This is a genomic window from Mycolicibacterium rutilum (assembly GCF_900108565.1).
Classification (GTDB): domain Bacteria; phylum Actinomycetota; class Actinomycetes; order Mycobacteriales; family Mycobacteriaceae; genus Mycobacterium; species Mycobacterium rutilum.
The window spans coordinates 4548011-4563678 of sequence record NZ_LT629971.1 but is presented as its reverse complement, the minus strand read 5'-3'; the positions used below and the strand labels follow the sequence as shown (position 1 = coordinate 4563678).

Genomic DNA, 15668 nt, shown 5'->3' with positions numbered 1-15668 from the left:
GTCAGTCCTCGGTCTCCAACGGCCGGTGCTCGACGAGGTCTCGGGCGCCGAACGACCCCAACCGCTCCCGGAACGCCTGCACGGTGTAGCCGACGACGGTCGCCTCCGTGCGCGCCCGCACGGTGGCCGAGCGTGGCAGATGAAACAGCGGCCCCATCTCGCCGACATAGTCGCCCTCGGCCACCACTTTGAGCGTTTCCTCACCGCCGCCGGGGGTTTCACGCACGACCTCGAGTTCGCCGCGCGACACCGTGTAGATCAGGTCGCCCATCGTGCCCTGCTCGAAGAGCACCTCGCCCTCGTCGAGTTCCATTGTCTCCGGCGGCCGGTCGACCGAGGCGAAGTTCGGCACCATCTCCACGACACGGTCGGCGAGCGGCAGGATCCGGCTGTCGTGGGTCGCGACGACCACCATCCGGTCGTCGGAGGCCAGCTCGCGGATCAGCTTGAGCACCTCCTCGACCTGGATGAAATCCAGATGCGCCGTTGGCTCGTCGGCCAGGATCAGCGGCGGGTCGAGCGCGATCGCCCTGGCCACCGCGACCCGCTGCTGCTGTCCGCCGCTCAGATCGCCGGGCCGGTGATCGAGACGGTCCTGCAGGCCGACCCGCGCCAGCAGCTGCTCGGCACGCTTTCGTGCGGCGCGGCGCGACAGACCGGAGGCCCGCAGCGGCACCATCACGTTCTCGACCGCGGTGAGGCTGGGCACCAGATTGAACGCCTGGAACACGAACCCGACGGTCTCACGGCGGTATGTCGCAAGGCTTTTCGCGTCCAGAGCGGTGACGTCGATGTCTCCGAACTTGATCGCACCGCCGGTCGGCGCGAGGATGCCGCCCAGACACGACAGCAGCGTCGTCTTCCCGCATCCGCTCGGCCCCAGCAGGATCACCAGCGACCCGGCGGGCACCTCGAGATCCAGCCCGTCGATCGGGCGGACCGCGTGCCCCCCGCTGGAGTATTCGACCACCAGCTTCTGCACCGACAGGTCACCCATGTCAGGGACCCCCGAACGCCAGCGCCGGGTCGACCTTCACCGCGCGCCGCAACCCGGCCGCGCTGGCCAGCAACCCGATCACCACCGCGATCACCGGCAGCGCGACAAACGCCTCGGTCGGCACGATCACCTGCATCGGGAACAGGGGGCCGAGCAGCAGCGACAGGCCGGCGCCGACCAGCGCGGCCAGCAGCGCCACGATCACGGCCTGCAGCGCCAGCCCGGCCATCACCGACCGGGTCGGCACACCGATCGCCTTGAACACCGCGAAGTCGCGCAGCCGCTCGAGCGCCGACAGATACACCACCGAGCCCACGATCAGCGCCGCGACGATCCACAGCAGGATCGCCACGATGGTGATCGAGTTCACCGCGACCCGCAGCGGCCGCAACAGATCCTCGATCGCGCCCGCCCGGTCGGCGACGCGGTAGCCCTCGGGCACCTGCTGAAGCGAGCCGCGGACACCGATCGACGCCACGAGCGGCTCGCCGCCGTAGACCAACTGCTGGGCGCCTTCGGTGGTCAGGAACACGTTGGGCAGGTTCGCCAGCGCGGTCGAGTTGTCCACCAGGCCGGTGACCGTCAGCCTGCGCGAGGCGATTTCGACTTCGTCGCCGACATTGCGGCCCAACGTCGTCGACACCGCGACCTCGTCGGCGGCGCGCGGCACGCGGCCCTCGATCACCGCGGGCATTCCCGGGCCCTGCTCCGGGGCGCCGAAGATGTCGACGTTGCGGGTGTCGCCGTCGAGGGTGGCCGTGCCGCCCGCGTAGGCCAGCGGCGCGGCCGCTTCGACGCCGGGCGCCCGCGCGATGCGGCGCAACTCGACCGGCGCGAACGGGGTGGCGCCGACGAACGGGCCCGATGCGCCCGCCTTGATCACGAACTGGTCCACGCCGAGGGCGTCGACGGTGCGTTCGGCCTCGGTCTGGAAGCCCTTGGCCAGCCCGGTGAGAACCAGCGTCATCCCGAAGATGATCGCCGTGCTCACCACCGCGATGGCGAAACGCCGCTTTCTCCACTGCATGTCGCGCAGCGCGGCGATGAGCATGGCGGCGACGTTACCGACGCGGACGCATGTGCGGGCCGGGTTTCCGCTACTTGGCGAAAGCGCTCACCAGCGTGTTGCAGAACGCGGGCAGGTCGTCGGGCTTTCGGCTGGACACCAAAGTGTTTGCCCCGCGCGAACATTCGACGACCTCGTCGTCGACCCAGTTGGCGCCGGCGTTGACGAGGTCGGTCTTTACGCTGGGCCAGGAGGTCATGGTGCGGCCGCGCACCACGTCGGCCTCGATCAGCGTCCACGGGCCGTGGCAGATCACCGCGACCGGTTTGCCCGCGTCGAAGAAGCCCTTCGCGAACGCGACGGCGGCGGTGTTGGTGCGCAGGTTGTCGGGGTTGGCGACGCCGCCGGGCAGCACCAGAGCCGCGTAATCGGACGCCGACACCGAGTCGGCGGCCTTGTCGGCCTCGAACGTGTCGGCGGGGGTGAGGTGGTTGAAGGCCTGGACCTTGCCCACTTCCGTCGACACGAGTTCGGGTGTGCCACCGGCCTGCTCGACGGCCTTCCAGGGTTCGGTCAGCTCGACCTGTTCGACGCCCTCGAGTGCGACGAGGAACGCAATCTTCTTGCCAGTCAATGAATCAGCCATGGTCCACGCATACCCGGCGTGACGAGCAGTCAACCTGGGCGAATTTGATCGGTACACTCGTCTCAGACGGGACCGCACGGCCCCGGATCGCGCTTTCACCGACGATGTGCGCGCTGGTGAGCACGAACAAAGGATGACCCATGACTGCACTGCAGGACTGGCTCAGCGACCCCCCGATGGTTCCCCGTAGCGTCAAGGCGTTGATCTGCGACGTCTTGCGCAGGCAGCCTCCCGTCGAGGAGGTCCCAGAACCCGAACCCCAGCTGTTGGCCCGCGGCCTCGAGCGCTGCTGAGCGGCGCCGTCAGCCGCGCTGGTGGCGGCCCACCGGCTGCTGCTCCGGGGTGTCCACTTCGTCGGCGTGCTCGTTCTTGCCGCTGATCAACAGGCCCAGCAGGGCGCCCACCACACAAACCCCGACGGTGACCAGGAAGATGTCGCCGTACTGCAGCACGTAGGCCTCGCGGTAGCGGTCGGCCTCGGCGGCCAGCCGTTCGGCGAGGGTGTCCGCGCCCGCCGGGAACGGCAGCGTCTGCAGGTGCTGGTTGAGCCGGTACAGGCCCCACGCGGTCAAGGCGGCCAGCCCGATGAGCATGCCGACCATTCGCGCGACCACCACGGCCGCCGAGGCGATGCCGTGCTGCGCTGCCGGCACCACCCGCAGCGTCGCCGAGGTCAGCGGACCGATGACCAGGCCGAGCCCGAACCCGGCGATCGCCAGGTCGGTGTCGAGCACCGGCAGGGTGATGAAGCCGAGGTCATGGTGGGCCGACAGCAGGTCGATCCGCCAGTTCGAGATCAGCCAGTAGCCGCCCGCGGCGATCATCAGCCCGACGAACGCCACGATCCGGTCGCCGATGCGGCTGGCCAGCCAGCCGCCGATCACGGCGCCGATCGGCAGGGCGATCAGGAACCGCAGCAACAGCAGGACGGCCTCGGTCTGGTCCTTGCCGAGCACGCCCTGACCGAACAGCTCGACGTTGACCAGCGTCACCATCAGCGCCGCCCCCGCGCACAGCGAGGCGCCGAGCGCAGCCAGGAACGGCCGGAAGTGCACGCCTGCCGGTTCGATCAGCCGGGTGCGGGCGAAGCGTTCCCACACGAAGAACGCGATCAGGGCGACGGCGGCACCCACCAGCACCGGCAATCCGTAGTCGGGCAGGATCTTGCGGCCGTCGGGCGCGGGGTTGTACAGCCCGATCACCGTGAGGCCCAGCGCGACGGCCAGCAGCACGCCGCCGACGACGTCGACACGTTCGGGCTCTTCGGGTTTCAGCCGGCCCGGCAGGCTGAAGTGGATCAGCACCATCGCGACGGCGGCCAGCGGAACATTGATCCAGAACACGTCGCGCCAGGTGTTGAGCGCAGCGACCACCGCGATGCCGTACAGCGGGCCCAGCACGCTGCCCAGTTCCTGCGCCGCGCCGATCCCGCCGAGCACCGAGGCCCGGTTGCGGCTGGCCCACAGGTCGGCGGCCAGCGCCAGCGTCACCGGCAGCAGGGCGCCGCTGGCGACACCCTGGATCGTGCGGCCGATCACCATCGGCACCAGGTCGTTGGAGAGCGCGGTGACCACCGAGCCGACCGCGAAACCGGCCAGGCTCAGCTGCAGGATGAACTTGCGGCCGAACCGGTCCGACGCGCGGCCCAGCAGCGGCATCGCCGCGATGTAGCCGAGCAGGTAGCAGGTGATGATCGGGGTCACCCGCTGCAGCTGATTGATCGGGATCTGCAGGTCGACGATGATGTCGCGGATGATCGCGACGACCACGTAGGTGTCGAGCGCCCCGAGCAGTACCGCGAGGCTGCCCGCGCTGATCGCGATCCGGCGGTTGGTCGCGACGGACCCCGCGACCACTGACTCCGAGGTCGGCATCAGGCGGCGGGCTTGGTGACCGTCACCGGCTTACCCCAGTCCGTCATCGTCATCGTCACGCTGTTGCCCGACGACGGTTCCAGCTTGGCCTGCATCAGTTCGTGGTCGCCCTCCTCGGCGATCCAGGCGGTTCCGGGCACCGGACCGGTCGCGCCGATCTGCGGCGCGATCTTGTTGACCGCGTCGGCGCTGACGTTCCCGGTGATCCGGACGGTCTCGACGCCGTTGAGCGTCTCGCGGCCGTCGGCCTCGGGATCGGAGAAGTTGGCGAGGATGTTGGCCAGGCCCTTTTCGGGGCTCAAGATCGCCGACGCGTCGTACACCTCGGCCGCCGGCCCGAAGTCCTGGAGCTGGCCGCCGGCGTTGATCGCGCCGTAGAGGATTCCGTCGAACACCACGAACTCGATGCCCTCGAGACGCTGGCCGAGGAAGTTGATGTTGGCCTTGCCCTGGGCGGCGACCGCCGGGACGTTGGTCAGGTCACCCTCGAGCGACTCGATCGGCAGCTGCTCGATCGTGCCCTGCACCGTCAGCCGCAGGTGCACGCTCGTCTGGTTCTTGGTGGTATCGCTGGACTGCTGCAGCAGCGTCGCCGCATCAGGCAGGTCCTTGGCGGACTCATCCGACTTCGAGCAGCTGGACAGGAAGGCGACAGCAAAGACAAGGGCGGCGAAGATCGCCAACAGGCGGGAGCGCATGAGTGCATCGTAGAGGGTCCGGCCGCGCCGAGTCCGTGCGCGGGGGCGGATGGTACCTGCAAGCATGCCTGCTGAGCTGCAGTTTCGCCACATCGGCCGGTGACTGTGCGTCGGCGCTCCGGTGAGCGCCGAGCGGTCTGGATAGTCTGACGACGTGTTCACCGGAATCGTCGAAGAAGTGGGCGAGGTCGTCGAGAAGCAAGATCTCGGTGACTCGGTCCGGCTGGCCATCCGCGGCCCGGTGGTGACGTCCGACGCCGGACACGGCGACTCGATCGCGGTCAACGGCGTCTGCCTGACCGTGGTCGACGTCCGGTCCGACGGCGCGTTCACCACCGACGTCATCGGGGAGACCCTGAACCGGTCGAGCCTCGACGGTGTGCGGGTGGGCAGCCGCGTCAACCTGGAACGCGCGGCCGCGGTCAACAGCCGGCTCGGCGGGCACATCGTCCAGGGCCACGTCGACGGCACCGGGCATGTGATCGCGCGCACTCCGTCGGAGCGTTGGGAAGTGGTGCGGATCGCGCTGCCGACCGCGTTGTCGCGGTATGTGGTCGAGAAAGGGTCGATCACCGTCGACGGGGTGTCGCTGACGGTCTCGGCGATCAGTCACGACTGGTTCGAGGTCTCGCTGATCCCCACCACGCTCGACCTGACGACGCTGGGCCGCGCCGAGGTCGGCACCCGGGTCAACCTCGAGGTGGACATCATCGCCAAGTACGTCGAGAGGCTGCTCGGGACCCGTGACGACGAGGACCGGTAGCGGTCATCGACGCAGGTCAAGACCTCGGCAATAAGTTCTCGGCCCTGGTGGTTCATACTGATGTGGTGACGAGGCTGGACTCCATAGAGCGCGCGGTCGCCGATATCGCGGCGGGAAAAGCCGTCGTCGTCATCGACGATGAGGATCGCGAGAACGAGGGCGATCTGATCTTCGCCGCCGAAAAGGCGACACCGGAACTCGTCGCGTTCATGGTCCGCTACACCTCGGGTTACCTGTGCGTGCCGCTGGACGGCGCGATCTGCGACCGGCTGGGTCTGCTGCCGATGTACGCGGTCAACCAGGACAAGCACGGCACCGCCTACACCGTCACCGTCGACGCGAAAAACGGTGTGGGGACCGGTATTTCGGCGGCCGACCGGGCGACGACGATGCGGCTGCTCGCCGACCCGACCGCGGTCTCCGACGACTTCACCAAACCGGGCCACGTGGTGCCGCTGCGGGCCAAGGACGGCGGCGTGTTGCGCAGGCCCGGCCACACCGAGGCCGCCGTGGACCTGGCTCGGCTCGCCGGCCTGCAGCCTGCAGGCGCGATCTGCGAGATCGTCAGCCAGAAGGACGAAGGGGCGATGGCGCAGACCGACGAACTGCGCATCTTCGCCGACGAACACGACCTCGCGCTGATCTCGATCGCCGATCTGATCGAGTGGCGACGCAAGCACGAGAAGCACATCGAGCGCATCGCCGAGGCGCGTATCCCGACGCGGCACGGGGAGTTTCGCGCGGTCGGCTACACCAGCATCTACGACGACGTCGAGCATGTGGCGCTGGTCAAGGGTGACATCGTCAACCCTGGCGCCGGTCCCGGCGCGGACGGCCACGACGTGCTGGTGCGGGTGCACTCGGAGTGCCTCACCGGCGACGTGTTCGGCTCGCAGCGCTGTGACTGCGGCCCGCAACTGGACGCGGCGATGGCGATGGTGGCCCGCGAAGGCCGCGGCATCGTGCTGTACATGCGCGGACATGAGGGCCGCGGCATCGGGCTGATGCACAAGTTGCAGGCCTACCAGTTGCAGGACGCCGGCGACGACACCGTCGACGCCAACCTCAAACTCGGCCTGCCCGCCGACGCCCGCGACTACGGCATCGGCGCGCAGATCCTCGTCGATCTCGGGGTGCGCTCGATGCGGTTGTTGACCAACAACCCCGCCAAGCGGGTCGGTCTGGACGGCTACGGGCTGCACATCATCGAGCGGGTGCCGCTGCCGGTGCGGGCCAACAAGGAGAACATCCGCTACCTGATGACCAAGCGTGACCGGATGGGTCACGATCTGGTGGGGCTCGACGACTACCACGAAGCCACCACCATGGCCGACTACGACGAAGGCGTGTACCTGCTCGGTGACCGCCGCCCCACCGATCTCGGCGGAGCGCTGTGAGCGGTGAAGGGGTTCCCGATCTTCCGCAGCTGGACGCGTCGGGACTGAAACTGGCCATCGTCGCCAGCACCTGGCACCAGACCATCTGCGACGCACTGCTCGACGGCGCGCGCAAGGTCGCCTCCGACGCCGGCATCGACAACCCGACGGTGGCCCGCGTGCTGGGCGCCATCGAAATCCCGGTGGTGGCACAGGCATTGGCCGCCCAGCACGACGCGGTCGTCGCGCTGGGCGTGGTGATCCGCGGCGAGACACCGCATTTCGACTACGTCTGCGATGCGGTCACCCAGGGCCTGACCCGGGTGTCGCTGGACTCGTCGACACCGGTCGCCAACGGCGTGCTGACCGTGAACACCGAACAGCAGGCCCTGGACCGGGCGGGGCTGCCGTCGTCGGGCGAGGACAAGGGCGCGCAGGCCGCCGCGGCCGCGTTGTCGACGGCGCTGACCCTACGGCAGATCCGGTCGGACGGATGAGCGACTGGGACGCCGAGATCCGGCCGCACCTGACGCCCTATTTCGCCTACGGCGCCGCGGTGATCATCCTCGCGGCGCACATCACCGTCGGTGCGCTGCTCAAGATCGCATCCACCGGCGTGATCTTCCAGACCGCCGACCAGATCGCGATCGCGTTGCTCGGGGTCGTGATCGCGTGCGTCGTGCTGCTGTTCGCGCGGCCCCGGCTGCGGGTCGGACCGTCCGGTCTGTCCGTGCGAAATTTGGTCAACGACAAGCTGATTCCGTGGGCCGACGTGGTCGACGTGTCGTTCCCGCGCGGTGCACGCTGGGCCCGCGTCGATCTGCCCGACGACGAGTACGTTCCGGTGCTGGCGATCCAGGCGGTCGACAAGGGCCGCGCGGTCGCGGCGATGGACCGCGTGCGTGAGCTGCTGGAACGCTACAAGGGCGTCAACTCACGCTGAGCGACATCGCCAGCTCGCCGTCAGGCGCGGTGTTTTCGTCCGCTCTGAACCCGAGGCTCTCGTACACCCCGCGCGCCACCGCGTTGTCGGCGGCGACCCGCAGTTTGACTGTGCGGACCCGGCATTCGCCCGCCCAGTCGACCGCGGCGGCGACGAGGCGGCGAGCCAGTCCCCGGCCGCGGACGGTCGGCTCCAGCCACAGCGAGTACAGGTAGACGACCTCGGCGCTTTCCAGCTGCGCCCCGATGAGGCCGACCGGGCGGTCCTCGAGCAGCGCGGCGAACTGCGCGTGGTCACGCAGCCGGCGTCGCCACTGCGCGGCGGTGAAGATCACCTCTTCGTGGTAGCTCGAATCATCCTCGCCGACCGCGTCGGTCAGCGCGCGCAACCGCATCGCGGCGAACAGCTGCCAGTCGGACTCGTGCAGGCGGGCGACGCGGAACGTCAACGCGAATCGCCCATCACCAGTCCTTCCCGGCGGGGATCCGCACCGCCGACCCACCCGCTCCCGTCGCGCACGATCGCCGAGAGACCGCTGGACTGATCGGCCAGGTCGACGTCGTGGCCCAACGCGCGCAGTCCGACAACCAGCGGGTCATGGTCACCGTTATCGGCGGTGTCGATGGCCGGGTGCTCGCCGCCGACGTTGGTCTTCGGGGTGTTCGCCGCACCGAAGTCGACCATGGACACCGCCTGCTGCGGATCCATGCCCCAATCCAGCACGCCGACAGTCGTTTTGACGACGAACTGGATGATCACCGAACCGCCCGGCGAACCCAGCACCGCGAACAGCGGTCCGCGTTGACCGGCCTGGCCCTGGTCGAAAATCAAGGTCGGCGCCATCGAGCTGCGGGGACGTTTACCCGGCTGGATGCGGTTGGCGATTGGCGCGCCGTCGGGTTTGGCCGGTTCGGCGGAGAAGTCGGTCAACTGGTTGTTGAGGATGAAGCCGTCGACCATGTGGTACGAGCCGAACGCCGACTCCACGGTGGTGGTCAGCGAGGCGGCGTTGCCCTGCGCGTCGACGATGCTGACCTGGCTGGTGCCGTGCTCGGGTGTCGGCGGGGCGGGGCTGGTCGGCGGTCCGAACCGGCCCGGTTCGGCGGTGCCCATCGTGCGCTGCTCCGAGATCAGCGCGGCGCGGCCCGCCAGATAGTCACTGCCGAGCAGGGTGTCGCGTGAGCCGCCGGGCAGCGGGACGAAATCGGTGTCGGCCACGTACTCGTCGCGATCCGCATACGCCAGGCGCTCGGCCTCGGAGATCAGGTGTACACCCATCACGGTGGGCCGTCCGCCGTTGAGATCCATGTCGGTGGGCCGGTGGTCGGCCATCGGGAACTGCTCGAGGATCCCGAGCGTCGAGGCGACCGCGATGCCGCCCGACGACGGCGGCGGCATCCCGCAGATCTCGCGCCCCCGATAGGGCCTGCACAGCGGCTCGCGCTTCTTGACGGTGTAGCCGGCGAGGTCCTGCGCCGTCAGCAGGCTCGGTGTGCGACCGCCGGACGTGTCGGCCGCCGCGGCGACGATGGCGCGGGCGAGGTCGCCGGTGTAGAACGCCTCCGGGTCAGATGCGATGACGTTCAAGGTCTTCGAGTACGCCGGGTTCGTCAGCCGGGTGCCGGCCTGCTTGGGGCTGCCGTCGGAGTTGAGGAAGTACCCGGCGGCTTGCGGATCGGCCTTGAGGTCCGGCGCGGCGTCCTCGATGGCCGCGGCCAGTCGGTCGCTGATGTCGAAGCCGTCGTCGGACAGCGCGATGGCCGGGGCGAACAGGTCGCGCCATGCGGTCTTGCCGTGCTCGGCGTGGGCCTCCTGCAGCAGCCGGACGATGCCCGGCACGCCGATCGAGCGGCCCGAGCCGCGGGCGTCGGGCTTGGGCTCGGTGCGGTAGGTGTCGGAGACCCAGCGCAGATAGTTCTCGGTGGCCGCAGCCGGCGCCGTCTCCCGTCCGTCATAGGCCTGCACCTCACCGGAGGCGGCGTCGAAGTACAGCAGGAAGCCGCCCCCGCCGACACCGGAGGCCTGCGGCTCGACCAGCCCCAGCACCGCCTGCGCGGTGACCAGCGCGTCAGCCGCGGTGCCGCCGTCCTGCAGCACCTCGCACGCTTCCTGCGTGGCCAGCGGGTTGGCGGTGACCACCGAGAACGTGGCGGTGCGCACCGCGGTCATGTCCGTGCGGTAGCCGGTGGCGACCTCGGGATTGGTCGCGATGTCGCGCGGCGTGCTGGCCCCGCCGGCGGGCGGGGCGGGCGGCTTCCGCGTGGGGGTGCCGTTCTCGACGATCGCGCACGGCCCGGCGGCTTGCGGGTCCTCGGTGTCCTCGGAGTCCTCGGCGGCGCAACCGGCGAGCACCATCATGATCGCCGCGAGTGAGGCCAACAGCGTGGTGGGCGATGAGGGCCGCATCACTCGACGGTAGTGGATCAGCCGCGTCGGGACCCGGCAGTAACCTGGAATCCGTGCCCGATCCAGCGACGTACCGACCGGCCCCCGGGTCGATCCCCGTCGAACCGGGCGTCTACCGGTTCCGCGACCCGCACGGCCGGGTGATCTACGTCGGCAAGGCCAAGAGCCTGCGCAGCCGACTGAACTCGTACTTCGCCGACATCGCCGGTCTGGCGCCGCGCACCCGGCAGATGGTGATGGCCGCGGGCAGCGTCGAATGGACGGTGGTCAGCACCGAGGTCGAGGCGCTGCAGCTCGAATACAACTGGATCAAGGAGTTCGACCCGCGGTTCAACATCCGCTACCGCGACGACAAGTCCTATCCGGTGCTCGCGGTCACCCTCAACGAGGAGTATCCGCGGCTGATGGTGTACCGCGGCGCCCGGCGCAAGGGGGTCCGCTACTTCGGCCCATATTCGCACGCATGGGCCATCCGCGAGACGCTCGACCTGCTGACCCGGGTGTTCCCGGCCCGCACCTGCTCGGCCGGAGTTTTCAAGCGGCACAGGCAGATCGACCGGCCGTGCCTGCTGGGCTACATCGACAAGTGCTCGGCACCGTGTGTCGGGCGGGTCAGCGCCGAGGAGCACCGGCGCATCGTTCTCGACTTCTGCGACTTCCTGGCAGGCAAGACCGACCGGCTGATCCGTGACCTCGAGCGTCAGATGAACGCGGCCGCCGAGGAACTGGACTTCGAGCGCGCCGCGCGGTTGCGCGACGACGTCGGTGCGCTCAGACGCGCGCTGGAGAAGCAGACGGTGGTGTTCGGCGACGGTACCGACGCCGACGTGGTGGCGTTCGCCGACGACGAACTCGAGGCCGCGGTCCAGGTGTTCCACGTCCGCGGGGGCAGGGTGCGCGGTCAACGCGGCTGGATCGTCGAAAAGTCAAGCGAGCCAGGCGATGACAACCAAGGGCAACTGGTCGAGCAGTTCTTGACGCAGTTCTACGGCGATCAGGCCGAATTGGGCGGCGCCGCCGATGAGTCGACCAACCCGGTGCCGCGGCAGGTCCTGGTGCCGTGTCTTCCCGACAACGCCGACGAGTTGGCGACGTGGCTGTCGGCGCTGCGCGGGTCGAGGGTGAGCCTGCGGGTGCCGCAGCGCGGGGACAAGCGCGCACTCGCAGAGACCGTGCGCCGCAACGCGCAGGATGCCCTGGCGCAGCACAAACTCAAACGCGCCGGCGACTTCACCGCCAGAACCGCTGCGCTGCAGAGCATTCAGGATGCCCTCGGGTTGTCGGACGCGCCGCTGCGCATCGAGTGCGTCGACATCAGCCACGTGCAGGGCACCGATGTGGTGGCCTCGCTCGTGGTTTTCGAAGACGGGCTGCCGCGCAAGTCGGACTACCGGCACTACGCGATCCGGGAAGCCGCCGGCGACGGCCGCTCCGACGACGTGGCCTCGATCGCCGAGGTGACCAGGCGCCGGTTCTACCGTCACCTGCACGACGTCCAGCATCCGACGGAGATTGCCCCGGAAGGCAAGTCGCGCAAGTTCGCCTATCCGCCGAACCTGTATGTCGTCGACGGCGGCGCCCCGCAGGTCAACGCCGCGCAGGCGGTGCTCGACGATCTGGGCATCACCGACGTCGCGGTGATCGGGCTGGCCAAACGGCTCGAGGAGGTGTGGGTGCCCGCCGAGCCGGATCCGCTGATAATGCCGCGCAACAGCGAGGGGCTGTATCTGCTGCAGCGGGTCCGCGACGAGGCGCACCGCTTCGCGATCGCCTACCACCGCAGCAAGCGCTCCAAGCGGATGACCGCGTCGGCGCTGGACTCGGTGCGCGGGCTGGGCGAGCACCGCCGCAAGGCGCTGGTCACGCACTTCGGTTCGGTGGCCCGGCTCAAGCAGGCCTCGGTCGAGGAGATCACCGCCGTGCCCGGCATCGGGGTCGCGACCGCGCGCGCGGTGCTCGAGGCGCTTGGCGTACCGTCGCAAAGCGACGCGCCCGAAGCCGTAATCGGCAATGATCAGGACAAGGTGTCGGGATGACGGACCAGGGTATGCACGAGCATCTGCGGGACGGGTCGGCGGCCGACTCGGGTATCGACGTGGTCCTGGTGACCGGCCTGTCCGGCGCGGGCCGCGGCACCGCGGCCAAGGTGCTCGAGGACCTCGGCTGGTATGTCGCCGACAACCTGCCGCCGGAGTTGATCGCGCGGATGGTGGAGCTGGGCCTGGCCGCCGGTTCGCGGATCACCCAGCTCGCGGTGGTGATGGACGTGCGGTCCCGCGGATTCACCGGCGACCTGGACTGGGTGCGCACCGATCTGGCCACCCGCAACATCACGCCGCGGGTGTTGTTCCTCGAGGCGTCCGACGACATCCTGGTCCGCCGCTACGAGCAGAACCGGCGCAGCCACCCGCTGCAGGGCAACCAGACTCTCGCCGAAGGCATTGCGGCCGAACGCGCGTTGCTGGCGCCGGTGCGCGCGTCGGCCGACCTGGTGATCGACACCTCGACGCTGTCGGTGCCCGCGCTGCGGGAAAGCATCGAACGCGCCTTCGGCGGCGAGACCGTCGCGCACACCAATGTCACGGTCGAGTCCTTCGGGTACAAGTACGGGCTGCCGATGGACGCCGACACGGTGATGGATGTGCGGTTTCTGCCGAACCCGCACTGGGTAGATGACCTGCGCCCGTACACCGGTCAGCATCCCGCGGTTCGCGATTACGTCCTCGGGCAACCGGGCGCGGGAGATTTCCTCGACACCTATCATCGGCTGCTCGATGTGGTCATCGATGGATACCGTCGCGAGGGGAAGCGCTATATGACCGTCGCCATCGGCTGTACCGGCGGCAAGCACCGCAGCGTGGCGATCGCCGAGGCATTGGCGGCGCGGCTCGGGGAAGGTGAGGACTTGACGGTGCGCGTGCTGCACCGGGATCTGGGTCGCGAATGACGCCCACCCGCGACGAGGACCTGATGCCGCCACGGATCGTCGCGCTCGGCGGCGGGCACGGCCTGTACGCGACGCTGTCGGCGGCGCGACGGCTGACCCCGCACGTGACCGCGATCGTCACCGTCGCCGATGACGGCGGGTCATCAGGGCGGCTGCGCAACGAGCTCGACGTCGTACCGCCCGGGGATCTGCGAATGGCGTTGGCGGCGTTGGCCTCCGACAGCCCGCACGGACGGTTGTGGGCGACGATCATCCAGCACCGGTTCGGCGGCAGCGGCGCGCTGGCCGGCCACCCGATCGGCAACCTGATGCTGGCGGGGCTGTCCGAGGTGCTGGCCGACCCGGTCGCCGCGCTCGACGAGCTGGGCCGCATCCTCGGCGTCAAGGGCCGGGTGCTGCCGATGTGCCCGGTGGGTCTGGGCATCGAGGCCGATGTCGCGGGACTGGAGTCCGATCCGCGGATGAGCCGGGTCATCCGCGGGCAGGTGGCGATCGCCACCACCGTCGGCAAGGTGCGCCGGGTCCGCCTGCTGCCGGGCGATCCGCCGGCCACGCGGCAGGCCGTCGACGCGATCCTGAGCGCCGACCTGGTCGTACTGGGGCCGGGCTCGTGGTTCACCAGTGTCATCCCGCACGTGCTGGTGCCGGAACTGGCCGCGGCGCTGCAGGCGACAGCCGCGCGCCGGGCCCTGGTGCTCAATCTCGTCGCCGAACCGGGGGAGACGGCGGGCTTCTCGGTCGAGCGGCACATCCATGTGCTCGCCCAGCACGCCCCCGACTTCACCGTGCATGAGATCATCGTCGACGCCAGCCGGGTGCCGGGCGAGCGCGAGCGTGAGCAACTGCGTCGCACCGCGAACATCTTGCAGGCTTCCGTGGAGTTTGCTGACGTCTCCAGACCTGGTACACCTTTACATGACCCGGCGCGGTTGGCCGCGGCGCTGGAAGGGGTGCGGCTGCGGGGCCCGGCGCCGACGGTGCAGACGTCGACAGTGAATGGACCGAGAGGTGACGATCCGTGGCGATGACAGCCGAGGTCAAGGATGAGTTGAGCCGGCTGGTCGTCAATTCGGTCAGCGCTCGACGCGCCGAGGTCGCCTCACTGTTGCGGTTCGCCGGTGGCCTGCACATCGTCTCCGGCCGGGTGGTGGTCGAGGCCGAGGTCGATCTCGGCATCATCGCCCGCCGGCTGCGCAAGGACATCTACGACCTCTACGGCTACAGCGCGGCCGTGCACGTCCTGTCGGCCAGCGGTATCCGCAAGAGCACCCGCTACGTGGTGCGGGTGGCCAAGGACGGCGAGGCGTTGGCCCGGCAGACCGGCCTGCTGGATCTGCGCGGCCGGCCGGTGCGCGGACTGCCGGCACAGGTCGTCGGCGGCAGCGTCGCCGACGCCGAAGCCGCTTGGCGCGGAGCGTTTTTGGCGCACGGCTCGTTGACCGAACCGGGCCGCTCGTCGGCGTTGGAGGTCAGCTGCCCGGGACCGGAGGCGGCGCTGGCGTTGGTCGGCGCAGCACGCCGGCTGGGGGTCAGCGCCAAGGCCCGCGAGGTGCGCGGGACCGACCGGGTCGTGGTGCGCGACGGTGAGGCGATCGGCGCGCTGCTGACCCGGATGGGCGCCCAGGACACCAGGCTGACGTGGGAAGAGCGCCGGATGCGCCGCGAGGTGCGCGCGACGGCCAACCGGTTGGCCAACTTCGACGACGCGAACCTGCGGCGGTCCGCACGGGCTGCGGTCGCCGCGGCGGCCCGGGTGGAGCGGGCGCTGGAGATCCTCGGGGACACGGTGCCCGACCATCTGGCGGCGGCGGGCAAGCTGCGCGTCGAGCACCGGCAGGCGTCGCTGGAGGAGCTGGGCCGGCTGGCCGATCCGCCGATGACGAAAGATGCTGTCGCAGGGCGGATTCGGCGACTGCTGTCGATGGCCGACCGGAAAGCCAAACAGGAAGGCATCGCCGACACCGAGTCGGCCGTCACGCCGGACCTGCTCGAAGACGCGTAGCGCTCGACTC

Annotated in this window: 16 protein-coding genes; 9 read left to right on the top strand and 7 right to left on the bottom strand. The window is 69.6% G+C overall.

Annotated features, from left to right (window positions below; genetic code table 11):
* Position 1 precedes the first annotated feature (1 nt).
* From BLW81_RS22210 to BLW81_RS22200, 3 genes are read right to left on the bottom strand one after another with little or no spacing between them, the layout of a single operon-like run.
* The gene (locus BLW81_RS22210; protein WP_083409048.1) at positions 2-997 is read right to left on the bottom strand and encodes an ABC transporter ATP-binding protein; all 996 of its coding nucleotides are present in this window, start codon (positions 995-997) and stop codon (positions 2-4) included.
* Position 998: 1 nt separating this feature from the next.
* Positions 999-2048 carry an ABC transporter permease gene (locus BLW81_RS22205; protein WP_083409047.1) on the bottom strand — a complete coding sequence of 350 codons (1050 nt, stop codon included), beginning with the start codon at positions 2046-2048 and terminating at the stop codon, positions 999-1001.
* A gap of 46 nt (positions 2049-2094) precedes the next feature.
* Positions 2095-2649, bottom strand: coding sequence for a type 1 glutamine amidotransferase domain-containing protein (locus BLW81_RS22200; protein ID WP_173839661.1), 555 nt, complete (start codon positions 2647-2649; stop codon positions 2095-2097).
* A gap of 140 nt (positions 2650-2789) precedes the next feature.
* Between BLW81_RS22200 and BLW81_RS29655 the strand changes: the two genes are divergently transcribed.
* Positions 2790-2942, top strand: coding sequence for a hypothetical protein (locus BLW81_RS29655; protein WP_173839660.1), 153 nt, complete (start codon positions 2790-2792; stop codon positions 2940-2942).
* A gap of 9 nt (positions 2943-2951) precedes the next feature.
* Here BLW81_RS29655 and BLW81_RS22195 read toward each other — a convergent pair whose 3' ends face one another.
* Both BLW81_RS22195 and BLW81_RS22190 read right to left on the bottom strand, forming a co-directional pair.
* On the bottom strand, positions 2952-4523 hold the full coding sequence (locus BLW81_RS22195) for an MFS transporter (protein ID WP_083409046.1): 1572 nt from the start codon (positions 4521-4523) through the stop codon (positions 2952-2954).
* Positions 4523-5221, bottom strand: a complete 699-nt coding sequence (locus BLW81_RS22190; protein WP_083409045.1) for an LppX_LprAFG lipoprotein — start codon at positions 5219-5221, stop codon at positions 4523-4525. Before BLW81_RS22190 ends, BLW81_RS22195 begins: the two co-directional genes overlap by 1 nt.
* Positions 5222-5375: 154 nt before the next feature.
* Here BLW81_RS22190 and BLW81_RS22185 point away from each other — a divergent pair, with 154 nt between their 5' ends.
* The 4 genes from BLW81_RS22185 (at position 5376) to BLW81_RS22170 (ending at position 8303) form a co-directional block, all read left to right on the top strand.
* On the top strand, positions 5376-5984 hold the full coding sequence (locus BLW81_RS22185; protein ID WP_083409044.1) for a riboflavin synthase: 609 nt from the start codon (positions 5376-5378) through the stop codon (positions 5982-5984).
* Positions 5985-6049: 65 nt separating this feature from the next.
* Complete coding sequence (locus BLW81_RS22180; protein ID WP_083410741.1) at positions 6050-7381, top strand: bifunctional 3,4-dihydroxy-2-butanone-4-phosphate synthase/GTP cyclohydrolase II; 1332 nt, start codon at positions 6050-6052, stop codon at positions 7379-7381.
* Positions 7378-7857, top strand: coding sequence for a 6,7-dimethyl-8-ribityllumazine synthase (gene ribH, locus BLW81_RS22175; RefSeq protein ID WP_083409043.1), 480 nt, complete (start codon positions 7378-7380; stop codon positions 7855-7857). The genes BLW81_RS22180 and ribH overlap by 4 nt, the downstream gene beginning before the upstream one ends.
* On the top strand, positions 7854-8303 hold the full coding sequence (locus tag BLW81_RS22170) for a PH domain-containing protein (RefSeq protein ID WP_083409042.1): 450 nt from the start codon (positions 7854-7856) through the stop codon (positions 8301-8303). Before ribH ends, BLW81_RS22170 begins: the two co-directional genes overlap by 4 nt.
* Here the strand turns inward: BLW81_RS22170 and BLW81_RS22165 are convergent.
* The gene (locus BLW81_RS22165; RefSeq protein ID WP_235632056.1) at positions 8290-8751 is read right to left on the bottom strand and encodes a GNAT family N-acetyltransferase; all 462 of its coding nucleotides are present in this window, start codon (positions 8749-8751) and stop codon (positions 8290-8292) included. The genes BLW81_RS22170 and BLW81_RS22165 overlap by 14 nt on opposite strands.
* A complete protein-coding gene (locus tag BLW81_RS22160; RefSeq protein ID WP_197680334.1) occupies positions 8748-10709 on the bottom strand; it encodes a gamma-glutamyltransferase family protein in 1962 nt (653 codons plus the stop codon). The genes BLW81_RS22165 and BLW81_RS22160 overlap by 4 nt, the downstream gene beginning before the upstream one ends.
* A gap of 53 nt (positions 10710-10762) precedes the next feature.
* On the opposite strand from BLW81_RS22160, the gene uvrC reads away from it, so the two are divergent.
* The 4 genes from uvrC to whiA are packed head-to-tail and all read left to right on the top strand — an operon-like array spanning position 10763 to position 15658.
* Positions 10763-12745, top strand: coding sequence for an excinuclease ABC subunit UvrC (gene uvrC / locus BLW81_RS22155; protein WP_083409041.1), 1983 nt, complete (start codon positions 10763-10765; stop codon positions 12743-12745).
* Positions 12742-13656, top strand: coding sequence for an RNase adapter RapZ (rapZ, locus tag BLW81_RS22150; RefSeq protein ID WP_083409040.1), 915 nt, complete (start codon positions 12742-12744; stop codon positions 13654-13656). The genes uvrC and rapZ overlap by 4 nt, the downstream gene beginning before the upstream one ends.
* A gap of 23 nt (positions 13657-13679) precedes the next feature.
* Positions 13680-14684 (top strand): uridine diphosphate-N-acetylglucosamine-binding protein YvcK, encoded by a 1005-nt coding sequence (gene yvcK, locus BLW81_RS22145; RefSeq protein ID WP_083410738.1) that lies wholly within the window; start codon positions 13680-13682, stop codon positions 14682-14684.
* Complete coding sequence (gene whiA, locus BLW81_RS22140; RefSeq protein ID WP_157897989.1) at positions 14681-15658, top strand: DNA-binding protein WhiA; 978 nt, start codon at positions 14681-14683, stop codon at positions 15656-15658. The genes yvcK and whiA overlap by 4 nt, the downstream gene beginning before the upstream one ends.
* Positions 15659-15668 lie beyond the last annotated feature (10 nt).